The organism is Pseudomonas putida, from assembly GCF_026625125.1.
Lineage (GTDB): Bacteria > Pseudomonadota > Gammaproteobacteria > Pseudomonadales > Pseudomonadaceae > Aquipseudomonas > Aquipseudomonas putida_X.
Map to the genome: position 1 here is coordinate 2,460,336 of NZ_CP113097.1, position 20,897 is coordinate 2,481,232.

The following is a 20,897-nucleotide window of genomic DNA, read 5'->3' on the forward strand; positions in this document are numbered from 1 at the left end:
GCTCAGGCCTCTCTGAAACCCCGCTCTTCGGTACTGTGGCCAAAGGTCTCGGCCCCTTGCGGCAGCGCTGTGACCTTGATGGCCCGCACGGGTACGGCGAACTTGGCGCCGATCCTGGAGAACCGTTCGAGCAAGCGGAAATTGATGGCCTGCTGAATGTCCATGTAGAGGTTGTAGCCTGGGTCCTTGACGATGTAGACGCACTCGAACTCCAATGCCTCCTTGCCGAAACCGCGCAAGTGGGCGCGGTCGAAGCGCGCCTGGTCCTGCGCCTTGATCGCCTCCTCGACGATGGCCGGGGCTTTTTTCACGGCCTCGGTCGGGGTGTCGTAAGACAGCCCGAACTCAAAGACGATGCGCCGCTCCTGCAAGCGTTTGTAGTTCTGGATGGTGCTGCTGATCATGCTGGCGTTGGCCATGACGATCTGCTCACCGCCCAGGCTGCGGATGCGCGTCGTCTTCAGCCCGACTTGCTCGACGGTGCCGGACAGTGAGCCGATGACGATGAAGTCGCCCACCTCGAATGGCTTGTCCACGGCAATCGCCAGCGAGGCGAACAGGTCGCCGAGGATGTTCTGCACAGCGAGCGCAACGGCAATGCCGCCCACGCCCAGGCTGGCGACGAAGGCGGTGATGTTCACGCCCAGGTTCGACAGCATGGCCAGCAGTACCACCGACCACAACAGCACGCGCGCGCCCCAGCCCGCCAGGGTAGCCAGGGCGCTGCCCTGGTTCAGGCCTGGGGTGCCGTGCCGGGCGAAGTAGCGGCCCAGGCCCAGCCCGATGGCGCGGTTGGCCCACAAGCCGATCTGCAGCGCTGCTACCACGAACCAGAGGCTGCCCACCCGGCTCAGCCAGCGCTCTGGCAGGTCGAGCATGCTCAGGCCCACCAGCACAGAAGCGAGGAACAGCAGGGAGTTGCTGGTGCCGGACAGTACTTTGGCCATGACATGGCTCAGCGCACCGTCATGCACGGACCAGCGTTGCACCCGCCTGAGCAGAAAACTGATGGCCGCCCGTGCGGCCACAAAGGTCAGTGCGGCGACAGTAAGCGCCAGCAGCAGGTTGAGGATGGAAATACCGAACACAGTGGTGTCGGTGAAAAATTCGATGATGCGATCGTTCATGAGCGATTGGCCTCCTGGTTGCCCTTGAGTGAATTCGCACGTGCAGTTCATCGGACGCCCAGTGGGCGCAAGAGGTCGATCGGATTTTGGTTTTTTGTCGGCGTTTGCAGCCCCCGGGCGCCTGGACGCCTGTCAGATCAAGCACCGCTGATCTCACAGGCGTCACAAGCCTGGGCTTACTTCACCGCGGACAGCACCGCATTCTCTTCCTGCTGCAATTGCCTGAAATGCCCTGCAATGGCCTCGATCAGCACCGCGTCGGCAACGGGATCCATCCCTGGGTAAGGCTTGCCGTTGTAATCACCCTTGTGGGTCAGCACAGCCTCGACGCGTTCACCGTTCTGCTGGTAGATGCGTTTGATGGTCTGCGCTTCGAGGTCCTTGCTGTCGCTGCAACGCAACGCATAGTGAATGCCAAGCGCAGCCCCGAACGTCAGGCCAGGGGTTTCGATGCCGTGCTTGTGGGCAAGGTCGATACTGCTGAGGATGCGCTCGTTGCGCTGAAGTTTGCGCAGTGGGTCGCGCCCGACACGCGAGCAGGGGTCTTTGAACGACGTTTTGCAGCGTTCCAGAAAGGTGCTGGCAAAATCGCGAACCGCCTCTGCCATGTCGGCATTCTCAGCCACCAGTGCCGGTGCGACCTCCTGGCTGATCAAGCGCTCGGCCAGTTCACTGACCCGCTCATCGCCCATGGCCTGGCCAACCCAGTCATAGCCCAGCACGCTTGCATACCAGGCAATGATGGCGTGAGGGCCGTTCCACAGGCGGTTCTTGATGACCTGGATCTGGGCGATGTCAGCGACCGTTTTCACTTGGCGCAGACGTTCCAGCAGGTCACTGCCGCGCTCCACGTACAACGGCATGTCTGGCTCGCTGTTGAACAGGATCAGGTGCAACTGGCTCATCGCGTTGCTCGATTGCGCGAACGGCCGGAAGCGGCAGATCAGCCGCTCGTATTCAGGTACGGGTGCGGAGGGTTTGCTGGCCGGTGCGGGCTCGTCGTCAAGGCTGTTCTGGAACATTTGAGACTTGATGCGCAACTGACGGACCAGGGCCTCGTTGCTGAGTTTGGACACGATGCGGCTGACCACCGTCTCCGCGAAATGGGTTTTTTGCAGGATCTGTTGGGTGATGTCTGGCGCGCACAGCAATTCCAGCTCCGCCTGTACGTGCAAGCGTACGAACGCGGCGCCACCGATCTTGTTCAGCACGATCAGGATGGTGAGGTCACGGCCCCGGCGCTCGAAGCGGCGCAGCAGGCCTTGGGCAATCACCTTGGCCTGTTTGCGGATGGCCTGCTCCGGCAGGCTCAGGCCGATGATTTCTGCCGCGTTGTACATGTCGATCACCGCCTCGGCATCGTCCATGTCGATCATGCGTACATTCTCGATGGTCTGGTCGAACGAGGTGGCGCCGTAGCGCACGCTGTAGCGGCCAAACGCAGAGACGGTTTCGCGGAGCATGCGCGAGCGGGTGGCGGCGATGATTTCACACGGCCGGGTGTAGCCGTCCCAATGGGAAAACACCTGGGTCAGGTAGCCGCCGCCGATGGCGCCGAACCCGTGAATGCCGACACGGAACTGGTTCAGTGACGCTGGAAAGGGCTCCTCAAGCTGCGGCATGCCCAAGTCAGGCACGCATTCGCTCAAGTCGGCGAGGAATTCGGTCATGCTGCGGTAGGCTTTCAGCGCGCCGGCTTTGACTTCAGGAGCCGGCGGCTTGATGTCTTCGATCAGGATCGCCTGGCCTTCGGCACGGATGGCCGAAAGCATGCCGTTTTCCGAGTCTTCGACCATGAAGCACTGGCTCGGCTCGCAGTTGAGGGCGGTGGCGGCGCGCAGGAAGATTTCGGGGTGGGGTTTGCCTTGGCTGACTTCGTCGCCACACACGGTGATGTCGAAATACTTGAGCACATTGGCGTTGATCAAGTACTCCTCGGCAATGGCCCGGCGGCTGGAGGTGGCGACCGCCATGGTCAAGCCAGACTTGCGCAGCCGCTCCAGCACTTCCAGCAACCCGGCTTTGATCGGCACGCCGTGGTTGCGCACGTACTCCAGTTCAAGCTCATCGGCGCGCTGGCGGATCTGCGCGTACGGGAAGTCGTCACCGTTGTGCGCCTTGGCCAGGGCCTCGGCCTTCTTCGCGCTCAGGCCCAGCGAACCGATCAGTGTCTGCTCGCTCAGCGCCTTGCCGGAAATTTCCAGAGACGCTTGTTTGAGCGTCTTGAAGCGCAGGCGCTCGGTGTCGAACATGGTGCCATCCATATCGAAGATGGCGCTGAAAATGCGTTTGCCTTGAAAAAAGATCATTGGCTATTGCCCCTTGTTGAGTCGTGATTCATCTCGGCTTGCACACGGGTACAAGCGAGCGCTGCGAAAAAACGCGGCTTGAGTTGTCAGGTAGGGGGCAGGCGATCGACAGGGCCACGCACCGGCGCGACGTAGAAGTAAGGGGGGACAGAGCGGGGAGTGCAGAGGATGTCTGCGAGCTTCGAGGCAGCTCGGGCGCCTTGTTTGACTTCACGCCCACTGGCTGCAGATCGGTTTGCAGACAGTGAGCGCAAATAGCGATGGATACGTGTGATTCCTGGCATGGGGGGGCTTCGCTTCCTTTGTTTTGACGGGTATTCCTTTTTTACCCTTGCACGTATGCCCGGTCACATGCAACCGGCAAGGGCGCCGCAGCGTGCCATGCGCGGTTCGTGCCTTACCTGTTCAGCGCTGCCTGCTCCCTGAGGATCTGCATCTGCTGGCGATAGTCTGCGGTCACTTGACGCGCCTGTTCAGGGTTGTTCACGACCTTGGGTGTAATCAGCACGATCAACTCGGTACGGTCACGGCTCTTGGAGGTGCTGCCGAACAGCCAGCCCAGCCCGGGTATGCTCGACAGGCCCGGCACGCGGGTATCGGATTGGCCGTTGTCTTGCTTGATCAGGCCCCCCAGCAGCACGGTCTGGCCGCTCTGCACCGCCACTTGGGTCGACACCGCACGGCTGGAAATCCGCGGATTGGGCTGCGTGGTGGTGACGGCGCTGTCGTCGGCGTCGCTCACTTGCTGCTGAATATCCATGTACACCAGGCCACCGGGGTTGATCCGTGGCACGACATCGAGAATGACACCGGTCTGCACGTATTCGACGCTGCTCAGGGTGGTATCGGAGTTGCTGGTATTGACCGTGGTCTGGCTGATCGGAATGTTGTCGCCGACCTGGATCTGCGCCTGCTGGTTGTTCAGTACCACCAGCGAAGGGGCCGAAAGCACCTGCGTCAGGCCGCGTGTCTCCAGCGCGCGCAGGGCAACCTGCAGGTTGCTGCTGACGAAGGAGTAGAACATCGAGGCGCTGCCCAGTGCGACGCCACCGGCACCGAGCGCGCCCTGGCTGCCGCTTTCGTTGGCGACGGTGGTGCTGGACGAATTGCCGGCCAGGCGGCCCAGGTACCACTGCACGCCCAGGTCCAGATCGCCGGTGAGCTTGACTTCAAGGATGCGGGTTTCGATCTGCACTTGCAGCGGCGGGCTGTCGAGGCGCTTGATGGCCGATTCGATCTCTTTCCACTGGGCAGGCCGCGTGCGTACCAGCAACTGGTTGCTGCTTTTCTGCGCGGTGATGCGTACCGTCTCTTCAAGGCTCTTGGCCGAGCCGTCGCCCGGCTCGGCGCTGCTGGCCAGGGCTTGCTCGGTGTCCTCGTCGCCATCCTCCGACGGCACTTCGCGGATACTGGCCTGGGTGCTCATGCCCGTACTGCCCAGGCCTTGGCCCGACTGGCTACCGGTGCCGTTGAGCGAGGTCAGGTTGGTGGTCTTGAGCCCTGGCGCGACGCTGGCTGCCTTGTCGTCGGCGATTTGCCCCGAGCCGTAGATCTGGCGCAGATAACGGGCAAGGTCCGCCGCTTTCATGTTGCGCACGTCGTACACGAACAGCTGCGGTTCGTTGCCACCGCCTTCATCGATGGTGCGGATCCAGTCGCCGACTTCCTGCAGATACTCCGGTTGCGCAGAGATGGCGACGATCGAATTGGTGCGTTCGTTGGGCATGAACCTGACCATGTCCGACAATGGCATGCCGCTGTCGGGCCCGAACAGTTTCTGCAACTGCGGCATGAGTTCGGCCACCGAAGCGCGTTGCAGGCCGTAGACGCCGATCGACATGCCCTTGAGCCAGTCGACATCGAAGGTGTCGATGGTGTCCTGGTAGTTGGCCAGTTCATCGGGGGTGCCCGCCAGGCTGATCACGTTGCGGGCCGGGTCGACCAGCAGGAAGGCGTTTTCACGCACGAAGGGCTTGAGCAGCTTCTGCATTTCGCTCGCACCGATATAGCGCAGCGGGTAGAGCCGGGCTGCGAGGCCCGTGGCCGGCTGGGCGACCGGCACCTGTGGCACCAGTTTGCCGGCGATGGCCTTGTCGGCGGGCAGGATCACGTAGCGCTCGCCCTGGCGGATCATGGCGTTGTCGGTCCACGACAGCAGCGTTTCCAGAATCGACAGCGCCTGCTGCTTGGTGACCGGCTTTGAGGTGGAAAAACTGACATTGCCTTTGACGCCTTGGCTGATGCTGTAGTTTTCATGCAGCAGGTCACCCATGACGCTGTTGATCACCGCCTCGATGGGCTGGTCGGTGAAGTTGAACACGATGTCGCCTTGCTCATCTTGCTGGGCCGGTGGCGTTGCCGGGGCTTTGCGGATGAAACGCTGGTTGCCGGTGATGATCTGCCGGCCAGGCGCCGTGCGAGGTGCCGTTGCCATGGGCGCGGCGGGTTCCAGGCTGGTGGGCGCAGGTGCAGGGGCGTCGGCGCCGTTGAAGGCTTGCTGCAGCAGCGCCGGGTCGGTGTGCAGGTCACCTTGCGTGGTGGCGCAACCGGCCAGGGCGATGGCGACACTCAGGCCGAGCAGGGGCGCGCGCAGAGTGGGGAACGGGAGGCGTGAAGAAGCTTGCATGGTCATGGGGTTTCAATACGCGGAAGAGTGATGGCGGAGGCCTTGGACGGCGGTGGCAGGCGCAGCAGTGGCATGCTCAGGGTGTGCTGTTGCCCGGCACGGGTGAAGGTAGCGCTCAGCGCGGTCAGGCGGGTGAGGGTCCAGCCGCTTGCCAGGGTGCTGCCCAGCGCCACCTTGCTGGCCGGTTTGCGGCCTTCGCGCAGGTAGGCCCAGCGCGCCTGCCCGTCAAGCACCACGCCGCTCAGCGTCAGGTTGGCCAATGCAGGGCTGTGCTGGCCTTGCGCGGGTGGGTCGGGCTGACGGTCAACGCTGAAGATCGGGTGCGTCCAGGTGGCGGCCCGCACTGGCTGGGCAAGCTCGGCCAGTGGCGCAGGTGGCTGGTAGGTGGGCGTCGCTGACGGCTTTGGCGCGGGCAGCCACCGCGGTGGGTTTGGCGCGACGAGCATCCAGGCGACCACGGCGAGGGCACTGGCATTGGCAGCCAGCAGCACCAGGTTAGCGGCACGCATCATGAGTCGCTTCCTGCTGCTGGCTGAGCGTGCAGGTAACCGCGTATCAGCAGGTGAACTTCCAGGCGCCCGGCAGGCCCCTGGGCTGGCGCCGCAGAACGGCGGCGTATGCTCAGCTGGTCGATGAACAGGCTGGGCTGGCCGTACTCCAGCGCATGCAACAGGGCCGCCAGCGGCTCGATGGCGCAGGCCAGCGTCAGGCTGACCTTGACCGGGCGATAAGGCTCGGCCTGGTGCTGATCGGCGGGGGCGATCGGCATGCGCTGGGTGATGTCGCAGCCGGGGCCCAGATGTGCCTGCGCTTTGACCTGATCGACGGCATGCTGCATCAGGTCGGCGGCAACGGCGTTGGGGTCTTCGCCCGGCAGCAGGCTGTTGCGCTGGGCAGCGTCGTTGCGGCTGCGCTGCAATTGGGCCTGCAGTGCAGGTTGCTGGAGCATGAGGCTGCCATAGCGCCGTTGCTGCTCGCGCAGCGCCTGGGCTTGCGCGTCCAGGCTGCGCAGGGGGGCGAGCAGCAGGCATTCGAACACCAGGTACCAGGCCAGCCAAAGCAACAGCGCGAGCACGCTCAGGGCGCAGAGCTTGCGTTCCCTGCTAGTGAGTGGGCGCATGCGGCACCTCCTGGCTGAGCTGCGCGGTGATGGAGAAGCGCTCGCGGCCCGTGTTTTTGTCGGCCTGGATGATGCCCTTGAACTGCGCGTGCTCAAGCGTGGTGCAGGTCTTTACCTGCGCCAGCAAGGCACTGGTGCGTTCGCTTTGGCCGGTGAATGTCACCTGCGTGGCATCGCTCACCTCCAGCTGTTCTATCCAGGTGCCGTCGCCCACGCAGGCGGTGAGGTCGGCCAGCAGGGCGGTGACGGTGGGGCGTTGTGCCTTGAGGCTGGCCAGGTAGGTCGAGGCGCCCAGTGTGGTGTCCAGGGCCTGGCGCACGTGCTGCACCTGCTGGGCAGCCACGCGTTGTGCCGCCACTTCACGCTGCATGGCCTGGACCTCGCCCTCGCGGCGCTGCAGCCAGGCTGCAGCGAGCATTACGCAGCAGGCCGCGCAGCCAAGCCACAGCCAGCGGGCCTGCTGGCCCGGGCGAGCACGCGTGCGAGCGCTTTCGGCCGGTAGCAAGTCGATCATCAGGCGCTCGCCGCGGGCATCCAGTGCATCGATGCCGACCAGGTGTACCCCGTGTTCGCCACAGGCAGCCAGCAGGGTGTCCAGGGCGCTACGTGCGATGGCCACCAGTTCAACCTGGGCCTGGGGTGCGCGGCGCTGCGTCACGCGGGCGACAAAATGCACCTGGTCGGCGGTATACGGCGTGTATCGATCGATCTCGAAGGCCAGCACCTGCATCAGGTTGCGCGTGGCCGCAACGGGCAGCTCGATGTGCTGTGCCAGCACGTGCGAGGCAGGCAGCAGCACAACGGCAGGCTGGCCGTGCTTGCAATCGGCAGGCAAAGGCCATGGCAGCAACTGTGGCGTATTACCATTGGCCAGGCGCGCGGCGATCGCCTGCGGGAGCATGCCCAGCAGCTCGGCCCGCCATGCGCTGAGCCAGCGCCGGGCACGGCTGCCCCTCCAGCGCGCCTGGTAAAGCTGGCGCAGGCTGCACCAGCGTGCCGCAGCGTGTTTTGCCAGGCGGATCAATCCTGCCACCTCAGTACTCGGTAAGGCTTGCCACCGGCGTAGGCCGGCAGCAGTACGAAGGTGGCCGTCAGGCGTGACGCAAAGCCGCCGGGCAACGTGGCCTGGCTGGTGACGGTGAGAATCGGCCCGCCATCGGCTGCTGGCCCGTGATAGCGGGGCAGGCCCAGCACACTGGCCAGCGAGGCTGATGCCAGGCTGGGGTCGGGCTGGGCATTGCCCGACCAGACTGTGATGAAAGGCAAGGCCCGGTCATAGATGGCGTAGCTCATGCCGGGCAGTTCGCGAAATTCTTCGAGCATTCGCAGGGGTACCTGGTTGCGCCTCGTCCTTAAAGCTTGAGTGATGATTTTCGAGCGTTCGGCAGTGGCGCCGCTGGCACGCAGCAGTTTTGCCAGGCTCGTTGACGGTGTTGCATTGAGGTCCAGCTTGCCTCGCTCGCTGACCACGCTGATGTGCAGCGTACTGCCTGCAAAGTCAGCCTCGTGTACCTGGCCATCGGCGAGCCAGCGCGCCTGGCCGTCGCGCAGCAGGTTGGCCACGGCCAGGTTGAAACCTGCCTGGGCGGCGAGCCCGGCTTGGGTCTGGTTGCCTTGCCAGCGGGCCTGACGCTGCTGCAGCTGCACCGACAGCGCCAAGCCGCCGAGCAGCACGCTCAGCAAACCGACGACCCAGAGCACCAGCAACAGGGCCGCGCCGCGCTGGCGGCTCATGGCCGGCCACCGTCGCCGGACAGGTCAAGCAGCAGGTTGACCTGCAGCAGCGGCCAGGCCTGAGTGCCCTGCAGTTGCACCGCCACGCGCACGGCCTGGGGCAGGCGCTCCGGCCACGGCCACTGGGGCATCCAGCCGGTGGCTTTGCCCAGCGGGGAGTAGCCGCGGTAAGTCAGGTGCAGCTTTTTCACCCCCTCCAGCAACGGCTGCGGCTCGCCCCAGGCCTGCAGGCGTTGGCCTTGCAGCCTGGCCAACTGGATCTGAAGGCGCCCTTGGCGCAGTTGCAGGCGCTGGCGGTAGATACCGCCCCCGACAGAACTTGGCAGCGGGGCGAAAAACACCACCGCGTCGCTTTGCCCCTCGAACGTCGCAGTGTGGGCGCCCTGGCCGGTCGCGGCGGTCAAGGGCAGCACCTGGCCCAGCGCCTGGCGCAGGAACCGCTGGGTCGTACGCAGTTCATCGAGCCGGGCGCTGTAGCGCTCGGCCTTGGCCACTGCGCGGTTGGCCGCCACCAGGGCGCTGCCGACCAGGCCCAGGAGCAATCCCAGCAGGCTGATGACCACCAGGATCTCCAGCAGGGTGAAGCCTGCCTGGCGCTTCATGTTCCACTGCCTGGCGCGCGAGCGCGCAGCGTGCTGTAGCGCCAGGTGTGCACGCCGTCGACCAGGGTCAGGTCCAGCCGGTACAGTGCCAGGCGTGCGGGCAATGACTGTTCGAGGGTGACGTCCAGCACCCAGTCGATGCCCTGCCAGCTACCCCGTCGCTGGCCTGGGGCAAGTGGGCTCAGGTCGAAATCGTCCAGCAGCGAACGCGCCGCTGCATTGTGGCGGTCACTGCGCGCCACCTGTGCCAATGACCGGCTGCTCTGGGCGAACGCGCCCAGCAGGATGCTCGAAGCCACCACCAGCACGGCGATCGCTGCGAGCATCTCCAATAGGGTGAAACCACGCTGACCGCTCATGGCAACTCCCGCAGTTGCACTCGGCCGGTGAGCCAGCTGACGTCGATGCGCCAGCGCGCCTGGCCGCGGCTGATCAGGATGTTGCCGCCGCTGGCCGCGCCGTCGGGGTAGAACTCAAAACCCGCACCCAGGCCGCGCGCCGTCTGCAGGCGCACGGTGAAGTCCTTGGGCCAGCCCTGGGGCGTGCGCCCGGGCGCGTGCACCTGCCGGCGTTGCAGGTCGAAGCTCGCTCGCACGGGCTGCCCGCTGGCGATGGCTTGCACGCGCGCACTACGCAGCGCCGACACCATGTTCGCCAAGGCACTGCGCTCATGGGCGACCAGCATGCCTCGGCCAACGCCAACGGCCAGGATCGACGTAGCAACGCCGACCAGCACGATGACGATCAGCAGTTCGAACAGGGTAAAGCCGCGTTCGCGAGGCGGGCGGGCTGCCATGGTTACTCCCAGCTGCCCACGTCGGCCTTGTAGCCTTCGCCGCCGACCGCGCCATCCTGGCCGAGGAAGATCAGGTCGAAGCTGGCGTGGCTACCCGGGAAGTGGTACGCGAAGCCATGACCAAAGGGGTCGACCAGGTCCGAGGGCTTGGCATAGGGCCCGGCCCAGCGGCTGGCGTTGGCCGGTTTCTCAAGCAGCTGTTCAAGGTTGGCCGGCGGGGCGCCGACGTCCAGGGCATAGCTTTCGACTTTCATGCTCAGGCTGGCCAACTGCGCCTTACCGGCACCGTACTTCCCCTTGTCCACGTTGCCGCCGACCTGGCGCACCACGATGGTGGCGACAATGCCCAGCAGCACGATCACGGCGAGCATTTCGAGCAGGGTGAAACCCGCTTGGCGGGCGTTGAAGCGTTGCTTGGAGGGCATGGGTGGTTTCCTAGATATTGCTGGTAAGGCTCATCAGCGGCAGCATGATGGCGAGCATGATCGCCGCCACCATCACCGCCATGACGATGGTCAGGGTGGGCACCAGCGCCGCGAGCAGGCGGTCGATGGTGCGTTTGGCTTCAAGGTCATAGACATCGGCGACTTTGAGCAGCATCGCGCCGAGGGTGCCCGACTGCTCGCCGACTTCGATCATCTGCAGGGCGAGCTCTGGCAGCAGGGCCTCTGCCGACAGCGCAAGGCTCAGGCTGCTGCCTTGCCTGACCTGCTCGGTGGCGTGCCCCACATGCTCGCGCAGTGCATGGTTGGCACTGACCTCACGGCCGATCGCCAATGAACCGAGCAGGGTGACGCTGTTGCTCAACAGCGTGCCCAACGTGCGAGCCAGGCGTGCGGTTTCCAGGCGCTGCAGCAGCGGGCCGCACAGGCGGTTGCGCCACAGGCGCAGGTCCTGGGCCACGCGCCGGCGCGGGTCTCGCCGTGCAGCCAGGCCAAGCCAGCTGGCGCCGAGCAGCATCAGCAGGCAGGCCAGCCCCCAGGCATTGACGAACTCGCCCAGGGCCAGCACGCCGCGGGTCACCAGCGGGATGGGCACGCCCAGGTCCTGGAAGATCGGTACGAATTGCGGCACCACATAAGCCAGCAACAGCGCCAGTGAGCCGATCACACCGATCACCAAGAAGGCCGGGTAGATCAGCGCGTTGATCACTTCGCCACGCAGTTTGTGGCTTTGTTCCAGATAGCCGCCAAGCTGCGCCAGGGTCACTTCCAGCACACCACCGGCCTCGCCGGCGCGCACCAGGCTGGTGTAGAACGGCGAGAAACTGCCGGGGTGTTCTTCAAGCGCCTGGGACAGCGGCAAGCCGGCCTTTACCTGCTCGCGCACCCGCTCCAGCACGGCCTGGGCGGCGGGCCTGCGCACGTTTTTCAGCACGGTGCCCAGCGCCCGGTCCAGCGGTTGGCCGGCGCTGAGCAGGGTCGTGAGCTGCTGGGTGATGGTGACCAGCTCCACTGGCTGGAACACGCTACGCGCCTTGCGCGAGCGCAGCAGACGGCTGCCTTGCCTGAGTTGGAGGATCAGCAGGCCGCGCCGTTGCAACTGGCGAGCGGCGTGGTCACGGTCACTGGCGTCCAGTTCGCCTTGCTGTTTGCGGCCTTCGCTGTCGAGCGTGGTATAGGAAAAGCTCGGCACCTCAATCACCACCTGTGACGCGCAGCACTTCTTCAAGCGAAGTGACGCCGGCCAAGGCCTGGCGCAGGCCGTCCTCGTACAGGGTCACCAGCCCGTTGCGCCGGGCGTGGGCCTCGAGTGTGGCCGCATCGGTCTGGCGCATGAGCATGCCGCGCAGGTCTTCGTCCATGACCAGCAGTTCAGTGATCGCGCTGCGCCCATGGTAGCCGCCGCCAGGCGCCTGCTCGTTGGGGCGGTACAGCATGATCGGCCGCTGCTGCGTAAAGCGGGCCAACTGGTGGCGCTCGACCAGCTCGGCGGGTGCCTGGAAAGCGATACGGGTGGCTGGGTCGAGACGGCGCACCAGGCGCTGGGCCAGGATGCCCTGCAAGGTGGAGGCCAGCAGGTAACCTTCGACGCCCATGTCCAGCAAGCGGGTGATGCTGGCGGCGGCGCTGTTGGTGTGCAGCGTCGACAGCACCAGGTGCCCGGTCAGCGATGACTGGATGGCGATGCGGCAGGTTTCGAGGTCGCGCATTTCACCGATCATGATCACGTCCGGGTCCTGGCGCACGATCGAGCGCAATGCCGTGGCAAACCCCAGGCCGATGGCAGGCTTGACCTGGATCTGGTTGATGCCGGTGAGCTGGTATTCGACCGGGTCTTCCACGGTGATGATCTTGCGCTCGGCGGTGTTCAGGCCCGACAACGCGGTGTAGAGGGTAGTGGTCTTGCCCGAGCCGGTGGGCCCGGTGACCAGGAAGATGCCGTGGGGACGCGCCAGCAGCTGCTCGATGTTGTGCAGGGTGGGGCCATGGATACCCAGGCTGGCGAAGTCGAAACGCACGGTCTGCCGGTCCAGCAGGCGCATCACCACCGACTCGCCGAAACTGGTCGGCACGGTGGAGACCCGCAGGTCCAGTTCGCGGCCCTGAATGCGCAGCATGATCCGCCCATCCTGGGGCAGCCGGCGCTCGGCGATATCCAACCGGGCCATGATCTTCAGCCGCGAGATGACCGCTGCGGCGTAGCCTGCCGGGGGGGCTTCGCCTTCGACCAGCACGCCGTCGACCCGGTAGCGCACTTTCAGCTGGGTTTCGAACGGTTCTACATGGATATCCGAAGCGCGGCGGTCGACGGCGTGTTGCAGCATCAGGTTGACCAGGCGGATCACTGGCGCCTCGGAGGCCATGTCCTTGAGCTGTTCGATATCGCCTTCGTCGATGCTGTCGTCGTCCAGGGTCTGGATCAGCGCGCCCATGGCCGAGCGGCCTTCGCCGTAGGCCTGTTCGATCAACGCGGTGATCTCATCGCGGGTCCCCACCACCAGCTCTACCTGTTTTGCCGCCTGGTAACCGAGTGCCTTCAGCGCATAGTCCGAAAGCGGCACGGCGGCGGCGACCTGCAAGTGGCTGGCGCTTTCGCTGAGGGTGACCACGCCATAGTGGCGGGCGAAGCGTTCGGTCGCCACAGGCGGGGTGTCGACACGCTGCCCTTCAAGCCTGGGCACGCCCAGCAACTGGGCATAGGCCGCGGCCATCTGTTGCTCTCTTACAGCACCCAGGCGCAGCAAAGTGCGCAGCTTTTCATGTTCGCCAATTGCCTGCGCCACGCCCAGGCGTGCAGCACGATTCATATCAGCCGGTTGCAATGCGCCAGCATCGAGCAGCCACTCACATATATCGTCAGCAGAAGGGATAGTTGATTTCATCATGATGGCTTAGTGCAAGTGCTGGCTATATAGCGGCACTTTACTAGTTGTCAGGCCTTAGGTGGCCCGGAGAATACTTTGGAAATTTAATCGCTGCAACAGCCTATGTTCTTGGGTTTTTAAATGGGAATTAGCTGGCTTTTTTCAGTGGGCTCGCAAGCATATCATTCCACTAAACCTAATTGCAACTAGGTTTAGTGAGAGGTTTGGAATTGCTATAAATGGTTAAAAAAAGCATGAAAAAACCAAGCTAAAGGCTTTCGTTGGATTTAAAAGTCGAATATATGCTGTAGTCATGTGCTTAATGTAATTTTGCGATTTGTGCCGCCCTGTTATTTGGCGTGGTTTTTTCTGGTTTTTGATACGTTGCCGATCGTGCACTTCACGAGCACTTGAACTTTTCAATGAACTGCCCAGACTTACGCGCCGGCCGGGCCCTGTTTTGCGGTCCGCTAATTCCTGCATTCTTTTTTCGAGAACTATTCGATGAATAGACTATTGCTGCCGTTCGTCTGTTCGGCGCTGCTGGCCACGGCGCCAAGTGCCTTTGCAGATACCCAAAGCGCCACTTCCGATTCAGCGGCCTATGAAGCACGAGAGCAACTGGACAACCAGCGTGAACAACTGTCCGGCGTCAGCGATGTTGCAAAAGGCGCCACTGACGCCAATGCCTTCGTCGACGCGCCGGTAGACACCGCCGATGCGCCGGCGTTGGTCAGCCAGCCGTGAGGCCGCAGGTTTGCCTGCTCCCATTCCGTTCTTGAGGATTCAACCCGTGAAACATTTCAGACAGGCCCTGAGCCTGATGGCGCTCGGCGTCATGCAGGCCTCAGGCGCGATGGCGGCCGGGCCGGCCACCGGCAACGAGGTGGAGGCCCGGGTCAGCTCCATCCTGGACAACATGAACCAGGCCGAGAAGATCAATTTCACCCGGGTCAATGACGGCCACATGATCCCGCCGCTGCTCAAGTGGGGCATCCAGGGCACGGTGGCCTACGACTCGTCCATGGGCGTGCACGTCAATAACGCCACCTTTGGCGCGCAATACCCGTCGCAGTCGGCCCTGGCCGCCACCTGGAGCATCAATCGGGCCAAAGAGTTCGGCCTGGCCATCGCCTATGAAACGCGTATTTCCGGCGGCCAGCAGATGCTCTCCCCCGGCGTGAACCTGTACCGCACGCCGTACAACGGGCGTTCCGCCGAGTACGTCAGTGGCGAGGACCCGTTCCTGGGCGCGGTGCTGGCACCGGCCATCGTCAACGGCATCCAGGCCCAGGGCATCCAGGCCAGTGGCAAGCACTACCTCGCCAACGAGCAGGAAGCGAATCGCCAGGCGGTCAATGTCGTGGCTGATGAGCGCACGCTGCGTGAGCTGTACTTGCCCGGTTTCGAGTCGATGGTCAAGAACGCCAACGTGGCGTCGATCATGTGCGGGTTCAACAAGGTCAACGGCGACTATGCCTGCGAAAACCATCACCTGATCACCGAGGTGCTCAAAGGCGAGTGGGGCTACCAGGGCACCGTTATCAGTGATTTCAATGCCATTCACGACCCGTTCAAGGGCGCATGGGCCGGCACCGACCTGGACATGCCCTCGGGCCTGCAGTTCACCGAGGCCAACCTGCTGCCCTACCTGTGGAGCGGCCAGCTGACTCAGAACGTCATCGATGACAAGGTCAAGCGCAACCTGCGGGCCGTGGTCAGCTATGACTTCCAGGAAAACCTCAATACGGCGAAAACCCTGGAGCACACCGAGTACGGCCAGCGTGCCGCGCTCAACGCCGCACGTGAAGGCATCGTGCTGCTGCGCAATGCCGATACCGCTGCTGGCAAGCCGCTGTTGCCTCTGGCGCGCACCGCCAGGATCGCAGTGATTGGCGACTGGGCCGCGCAGGCGCCTGCCTCGCCATTCGGCACCGCCAACGCGCCACCCAACAGCTACGTCACCGAACTCAGCGGGCTGCAGCAGCTGGCTTCGAACAGCGCCAACGTCACTTACCTGTCGGCGTTGAGCCTCAACCCCAAGGCGGCAGTCTGGTACCAGCCGACTTCGTCCGGCAGCGGTGTCAGCAATGCCGGGGTGAAGGCCGAGTACTTCAGCAACACCACCCTCAGCGGCGACCCTGTACTGACCCGCATCGAGCCGGGGGTGAACCTGAACTGGACCACCAGCACCAATGAAACCAACACCGGCACCACTGCCGTGTCAGGCTTCAGCCCGACTGCGGGTGCGTTCTCCGCGCGCTTCAGTGCCACGATCAAGCCCACCGTCTCCGGTGCGCATGTGTTCAAGGTGCGTGCCGACGGCCCTTACAAGCTTTGGGTCGATGGCAAGCTGGTGGTGCAGAGCGACGGCGTGCCGTACTCCTCTGACGTGGTCAACGCGCTGACCACCTCGGGCAAGAGCGCTGCCCTGGTGGCGGGCAAGTCCTACACCGTCAAGCTTGAGTACCGCCGGGTGCAGGGCAACTTCACACCGGCGCTGGGCGGCCTGGCAGGCGTTCAGATGAGCTGGGCGTCCCTGCGACCGCCGAAGGATATCGCCAGCTATGATGCCGTGGTGATCGCTGCGGGCACCCACTACGAAAACGAGGGCGAAGGCTCCGACCACGATTACGCGCTGCCGGACCAGCAGGCCGAGCTGATCAACTTCGTCACCAAAGCCAACCCGAACACCATCGTGGTCACCCATGGCGGCGGCGTGGCCGACATGCAGCCGTGGGCCAGGAAGGTGGGCGCGGCGCTGCACGCCTGGTTCCCGGGGCAACAGGGCGGCCAGGCACTGGCTGAAATCCTCTATGGCAAGGTGAACCCGTCGGGCAAGCTGCCGGTGACCATCGACAAGAAGATCGAAGACAACCCAAGCTACGCGTCCTACCCGGACCCGGCAGCCTACCGTGGCGACAACCCGCTGACCGAGATCGAATACAGCGAGGGGCTTTACCTGGGTTACCGCGGCTATGACAAGAAGCACGCCAAACCGCTGTATCCGTTCGGCTTCGGCTTGTCGTACACCACGTTCGGCTATTCGGACTTGAAGCTCTCGACCAATGTCATGACCCCGGGCAACACCGTGAACGTCACGTTCACCTTGACCAACACCGGTGACAAGGCGGGCTTTGAGGTCGCGCAGCTGTACATTCAGCCGATCGCCCCCAAAGTCGACCGCCCGAAGAAGGAGCTCAAGGGCTTTACCAAGGTGTACCTGGAGCCGGGCCAGAGCAAGACCGTGAGCCTGCCGATCGACTCGCGCTCGCTGGCGTACTTCGTGCAGAGTACCGACAGTTGGGACGTCGATGCCGGCAAGTTCAAGGTGTGGGTCGGCCCCGACTCGGAACACCTCACGCTGCAGCGCACCCTGGTCACGCTGATGCCGCAACACCTGACCACCCGTGACAGCAACCCTCTACCTGCACCGCTGCAAGCGGCGGTGCAGGTCAGCGACAGCCAGGCTTACTGACCGTCGCGCTAGGCCTTGATGAGAGAGGCAAGGCGTAGCAGGTAGGCGTCGAAGACCGCTTCGACGTCGACCTGGTCCGGGGCGCGCAGCCACTGGATCTGCAGGCCATCCATCACGGCGAAGATCTCGGTCGCCAACAGCGTCGCATCAATGTCCTTGCGCACCTCACCATGCTCGACCAACGCCGCCATGTGCGCCTGGGCGTGGGCGTGGATCAGCGCGAATTTTTCCTTGTACCAGGGCCAGGCCGGGTGGTGCTCGGCCAGGCTCTCGACGTTGATCATCATCGAAGCCTGGCATTCAAGCAGGTTCTGCACGCTGAAACTCATGCTCATGCGCAGGAACGCCAGAAAGTTCTCCAGCGTCGGCGCCATCTCCAGCTCGGCAAACTTCTCCGTTACCCGCCGATCGCGCCGATCGAGCAAGGCCTGCAGCAACGACACCTTGTTGGGGAAGTGGTGCAGCAGCCCCACCGTGGTGATGCCGGCGATCTCGGCCACGTCGCGCATGGAGGCCGCCGCATAACCGTCTTTGGCGAACACCGCAGTGGCCGCATCCAGCAGCGCGGCGCGGCGCATCTCACCTTTGGGGGCACGGCGGCGTTTGGTGACCGGTGTGCTGGATGGCTCGGTTTCGTGATCCTGACCTGACATAAACCAACTTCAAGCTGTGGTGGGTGGTGTGCCGGTTCCGCTGAAGCGGCGAGGGCGATTATGGCAAAAGTTCTAGGCTCTGTTGAAAACCTTTGGAACTCAGAGCCTGTGGAAGCCTGATTTTCCCTAGAGTTTTCGCTTTTTTTGGCGAAGGATTCTGCCATGTCCAAGTGGTACGAATTTTCCGGCACAGAATGGGAAACAGCCGCAGACCTCTTCACCGCCCATCGATGTACAAGAACCCCAAGCGTTGCCGCTGGTTCCTGGCCGACAGAGGCTGTGACGCAGAATCCTTGCGGCAATACCCCTATCGCTAGCGGATGCAGCCGGTGATTGCACTGCGTGACATGAAGCGCAAACCGAAGCCGGGATTACCGCGTCTTTTGCCAAGCCCAATTATCGGCAGCGGAACGCGATCGAACGGCTGTTTGGTTGGTGTAAGGAGCACCGCCAGGGTACACGCCATTGCACGCTGGCAAGCGCTTCGCTGCGATGGTCGCGCTGGCTTGCTGGCGGCGGTATTTACGACATTGATTTCGTATAGTGCCTAAAGCCTCTACGTTCGACGAAGAATGGTTGGACAGTAATTTTCCCGCCTTCCTTTGTCGAGACCGCCCGGATCAGCACAAGCAGCAGGAGCGCCTGAAGAGCAGTTGAGTGTGATTGATGGGGATGTGGTACTGACAGAGGTTAAAGCAGTTATTTCGCGCCGGCACGTGTAGCAGTAAAAAATTAAAAAACGCATCAATTTTAGTGCGTGAAGCCAAGCAAAACGCAAGATGTGCGATGATTTGATTGGTGGCACAGGGTGCTATCATTCGGCAATACCATTAATAGATAAAGGTGCGATCATTTACCGAAAGCACCCACCTCACTTTAAGCAAACAATCAATAACCCAGCTCAATCAACTCGTCAGCTAATTTCTCGACAGCAGACGCACACTCAACTAGGGACATCGAGTCATTATGAAAACCAACAACAATCGACTGTTTAGTTTTTGCAATAACAATTCCGTGACCGCCCCGTCGTCCCAGTATTTTTTTATCGGATATCGATAACACAACATATTTCTTGCCATCCACGGTAATGCCTGTTTTCAAAAGCTCCCCCGAATCCAAAATCCCTGCGAGTACGTCGGCTGCTGGCTTTATTTGGTCGGGGGCGATACTTAGTCCGGGCGAGGATACCCACGCCTTTCCATTCAAATCTAGGATTGCTCCTTGAGACACAAAGCCAGTTCCCACCAGGTAGTCGTCAATATAAGGTTGCAAACTCATAATTTTACCTTTCGAGCAGTGGTTTAATAAACGGGCATGAGTCGGAATGGAAGATGTGGCCAACTCATACGGTCAATTTTACATAGGGTTCGCTTCATTACGAACAGCAAGCTGCACGTATGAATAACACGCTGCGGCCGAGTATTGGCTGGCGCTGCCTCGATGCACTCCTAGTTTCACGAACGTTATCGAAAACGAATCCGAACGGAACGCACCATCAGTAAAGACCTCTTTGTAAGTTTTCATCGTTCGGCTCACTCTCCCAGCCCATACGCGACCCATATTTGGGGTATTCAATAAAAACCACAACTGGTAAAAATAATAGGTGTACCACCGATTTTTCTGAATAGGTGTTTGAGCCCGCCACGTGCAACGCTCGGTCGTACTCGGTTTGACGACGAAATTCACATGGTCAGTGACGCCTGTGGCATCCAACTCCACTTCACCCTCTTGGTGGTAATGCCAGCGACATCTGCCTTGACCGTGTCCACATCACTCCGGATCGAGGTAGGCCACGCAAGCGCTGCCGCTGACGCCTGGCCGGCAAAGGTTATGGCGCAGAATCCTTGCGACACCACTGCGACCGCTATCGGAGGCAGCGGGGCATGGTGCTGCGTGACGTGAAGCGCAAACCGAAGCTGGGATTCTACGCCTTTTCGCCGAGCCCAATTATCGGCAGCGGAACTCTATCGAACGGCTGTTTGGTTAGTTTAAGGAGCACCGCCTGGGTACACGCCATTGCACGCCGGCAACAGCTTCGCTGCGATGGTCGCGCTGGCTTGCTGGCGGCGGTGTTTACGACATTGATTTCGTATAGTGCCTAAGGCCTCTACGTCCGACGAAGAATGGTTGGACAGTAATTTTCCCGACTTCCTTTGTCGAGACCGCCCGGATCAGCACAAACAGCAGGAGCGCCTGAAAAGCAGTTGAGTGTGATTGATGGGGATGTGGTACTGACAGAGCTTAAAGCAGTTATGACGCGCCGGCACGTGTAGCAGTAAAAAATTAAAAAGCGCATCAATTTTTGTGCGTGAAGCCAAGCAAAGTGCAAGATGTGCGATGATTTGATTGGTAGTACAGGGTGTCATCATTCGGCAATACTATTAACAGAAAAAAAGGTTGCGATCACTCACCGAAAGCAACCCCCTCACTTAAGAAACATAATCAATAACCAAGCTCAATCAACTCGTCAGCTAGTTTCTCGACAGCAGATGCACACTTACCTGGCGCCATCGAGTCATAATGGAAACCTACAATAATCGAATGTTTAGTTTTTGTAATAACAATTCCGTCGCCGTACCCTCGTCCCGTTATTATTTTTGAATCGGGTGGCGATACCACAAGATATTTCTTGAAATTCACAGTAAGACCTTTTTTCAAAAGCTCCCCCAAATCCAAAATCCCTGCGAGTCCGTCTGCTACTGGCTTTATTTGGTCGGGGGCGATACATAGTCCGGGCGAGGATGCCCACGTACTTCCATCCAAACCTAGGATTGCTCCTTGAGACACAAAACCAGTTCCTACCAGGTTGTTGTCAACATAAGCTTGCCAACTCATAATTGCACCTTATCAAGCAGAGGTTAAATAAACGGGCATGAGTCGGAATGGAAAATTTGGCCAACTCATACGGTTAATTTTACATAGGGTACACTTCATCACGAACAGCAAGCTGCACGTATGAATAACACGCTGCGGCCGAGTATTGGCTGGCGCTACCTCGATACACTCCTAGTGTCACGAACGCTATCGCAAACGAATCCGAACGGAACGTACCATCAGTAAAGACCTCTTTGTAAGCTTTCGTTGTTCGGCTCACTCTCCCAGCCCATACGCGACCCATATTTGGGGTATTCAATAAAAATCACAA

Annotated in this window: 18 protein-coding genes and 2 pseudogenes; 4 read left to right on the plus strand and 16 right to left on the minus strand. The window is 61.8% G+C overall.

Annotated features, from left to right (window positions below):
- Window positions 1-2: 2 nt before the first annotated feature.
- The 13 genes from OSW16_RS11330 to gspE form a co-directional block, all read right to left on the minus strand.
- Complete coding sequence (locus OSW16_RS11330; protein ID WP_267823132.1) at window positions 3-1,127, minus strand: mechanosensitive ion channel family protein; 1,125 nt, start codon at window positions 1,125-1,127, stop codon at window positions 3-5.
- 176 nt (window positions 1,128-1,303) lie between these two features.
- Window positions 1,304-3,436 carry a bifunctional mannitol-1-phosphate dehydrogenase/phosphatase gene (gene mtlD, locus OSW16_RS11335; protein WP_267823134.1) on the minus strand — a complete coding sequence of 711 codons (2,133 nt, stop codon included), beginning with the start codon at window positions 3,434-3,436 and terminating at the stop codon, window positions 1,304-1,306.
- 397 nt (window positions 3,437-3,833) lie between these two features.
- The gene (gene gspD / locus OSW16_RS11340; RefSeq protein WP_267823136.1) at window positions 3,834-6,068 is read right to left on the minus strand and encodes a type II secretion system secretin GspD; all 2,235 of its coding nucleotides are present in this window, start codon (window positions 6,066-6,068) and stop codon (window positions 3,834-3,836) included.
- On the minus strand, window positions 6,065-6,574 hold the full coding sequence (locus OSW16_RS11345; RefSeq protein ID WP_267823138.1) for a general secretion pathway protein GspN: 510 nt from the start codon (window positions 6,572-6,574) through the stop codon (window positions 6,065-6,067). The genes gspD and OSW16_RS11345 overlap by 4 nt, the downstream gene beginning before the upstream one ends.
- Window positions 6,571-7,182, minus strand: coding sequence for a type II secretion system protein GspM (gspM, locus tag OSW16_RS11350; RefSeq protein ID WP_267823140.1), 612 nt, complete (start codon window positions 7,180-7,182; stop codon window positions 6,571-6,573). Before gspM ends, OSW16_RS11345 begins: the two co-directional genes overlap by 4 nt.
- Entirely contained in the window at window positions 7,166-8,215 is a 1,050-nt protein-coding gene (locus OSW16_RS11355; RefSeq protein WP_267823143.1) for a type II secretion system protein GspL, read from the minus strand. The genes gspM and OSW16_RS11355 overlap by 17 nt, the downstream gene beginning before the upstream one ends.
- Window positions 8,203-8,916, minus strand: a complete 714-nt coding sequence (locus OSW16_RS11360) for a type II secretion system protein GspK (protein WP_267823145.1) — start codon at window positions 8,914-8,916, stop codon at window positions 8,203-8,205. The genes OSW16_RS11355 and OSW16_RS11360 overlap by 13 nt, the downstream gene beginning before the upstream one ends.
- Window positions 8,913-9,518, minus strand: a complete 606-nt coding sequence (locus OSW16_RS11365) for a prepilin-type N-terminal cleavage/methylation domain-containing protein (protein ID WP_267823147.1) — start codon at window positions 9,516-9,518, stop codon at window positions 8,913-8,915. Before OSW16_RS11365 ends, OSW16_RS11360 begins: the two co-directional genes overlap by 4 nt.
- Window positions 9,515-9,877: a type II secretion system protein gene (locus tag OSW16_RS11370; RefSeq protein ID WP_267823149.1), complete on the minus strand. Its 363-nt coding sequence runs from the start codon at window positions 9,875-9,877 to the stop codon at window positions 9,515-9,517. Before OSW16_RS11370 ends, OSW16_RS11365 begins: the two co-directional genes overlap by 4 nt.
- A complete protein-coding gene (locus OSW16_RS11375) occupies window positions 9,874-10,314 on the minus strand; it encodes a GspH/FimT family pseudopilin (protein ID WP_267823152.1) in 441 nt (146 codons plus the stop codon). The genes OSW16_RS11370 and OSW16_RS11375 overlap by 4 nt, the downstream gene beginning before the upstream one ends.
- A gap of 2 nt (window positions 10,315-10,316) precedes the next feature.
- Window positions 10,317-10,739, minus strand: a complete 423-nt coding sequence (gspG, locus tag OSW16_RS11380; protein ID WP_267823154.1) for a type II secretion system major pseudopilin GspG — start codon at window positions 10,737-10,739, stop codon at window positions 10,317-10,319.
- A 10-nt stretch (window positions 10,740-10,749) separates the two neighbouring features.
- Window positions 10,750-11,949 carry a type II secretion system F family protein gene (locus OSW16_RS11385; protein ID WP_267823156.1) on the minus strand — a complete coding sequence of 400 codons (1,200 nt, stop codon included), beginning with the start codon at window positions 11,947-11,949 and terminating at the stop codon, window positions 10,750-10,752.
- A 1-nt stretch (window position 11,950) separates the two neighbouring features.
- Window positions 11,951-13,642 (minus strand): type II secretion system ATPase GspE, encoded by a 1,692-nt coding sequence (gspE, locus tag OSW16_RS11390; protein ID WP_267823158.1) that lies wholly within the window; start codon window positions 13,640-13,642, stop codon window positions 11,951-11,953.
- 483 nt (window positions 13,643-14,125) lie between these two features.
- Between gspE and OSW16_RS11395 the strand changes: the two genes are divergently transcribed.
- A complete protein-coding gene (locus OSW16_RS11395; protein ID WP_267823160.1) occupies window positions 14,126-14,368 on the plus strand; it encodes a hypothetical protein in 243 nt (80 codons plus the stop codon).
- 76 nt (window positions 14,369-14,444) lie between these two features.
- Window positions 14,445-17,099, plus strand: a complete 2,655-nt coding sequence (locus tag OSW16_RS11400) for a beta-glucosidase (protein ID WP_267823940.1) — start codon at window positions 14,445-14,447, stop codon at window positions 17,097-17,099.
- Between the two features lie 8 nt (window positions 17,100-17,107).
- Here the strand turns inward: OSW16_RS11400 and OSW16_RS11405 are convergent, their stop codons facing one another.
- Window positions 17,108-17,752 (minus strand): TetR/AcrR family transcriptional regulator, encoded by a 645-nt coding sequence (locus tag OSW16_RS11405; RefSeq protein ID WP_267823162.1) that lies wholly within the window; start codon window positions 17,750-17,752, stop codon window positions 17,108-17,110.
- Between the two features lie 245 nt (window positions 17,753-17,997).
- Here OSW16_RS11405 and OSW16_RS11410 point away from each other — a divergent pair.
- Window positions 17,998-18,303 (plus strand): annotated as a pseudogene (locus tag OSW16_RS11410) (IS5/IS1182 family transposase); the annotation flags it as partial.
- A 337-nt stretch (window positions 18,304-18,640) separates the two neighbouring features.
- Here the strand turns inward: OSW16_RS11410 and OSW16_RS11415 are convergent.
- On the minus strand, window positions 18,641-19,030 hold the full coding sequence (locus OSW16_RS11415) for a profilin (protein ID WP_267823164.1): 390 nt from the start codon (window positions 19,028-19,030) through the stop codon (window positions 18,641-18,643).
- Between the two features lie 360 nt (window positions 19,031-19,390).
- On the opposite strand from OSW16_RS11415, the pseudogene OSW16_RS11420 reads away from it, so the two are divergent.
- Window positions 19,391-19,854, plus strand: a pseudogene (locus OSW16_RS11420) (IS5/IS1182 family transposase); the annotation flags it as partial.
- Between the two features lie 340 nt (window positions 19,855-20,194).
- On the opposite strand, the gene OSW16_RS11425 reads toward OSW16_RS11420, so the two are convergent.
- The gene (locus tag OSW16_RS11425) at window positions 20,195-20,587 is read right to left on the minus strand and encodes a profilin (RefSeq protein WP_267823166.1); all 393 of its coding nucleotides are present in this window, start codon (window positions 20,585-20,587) and stop codon (window positions 20,195-20,197) included.
- Window positions 20,588-20,897: the final 310 nt, after the last annotated feature.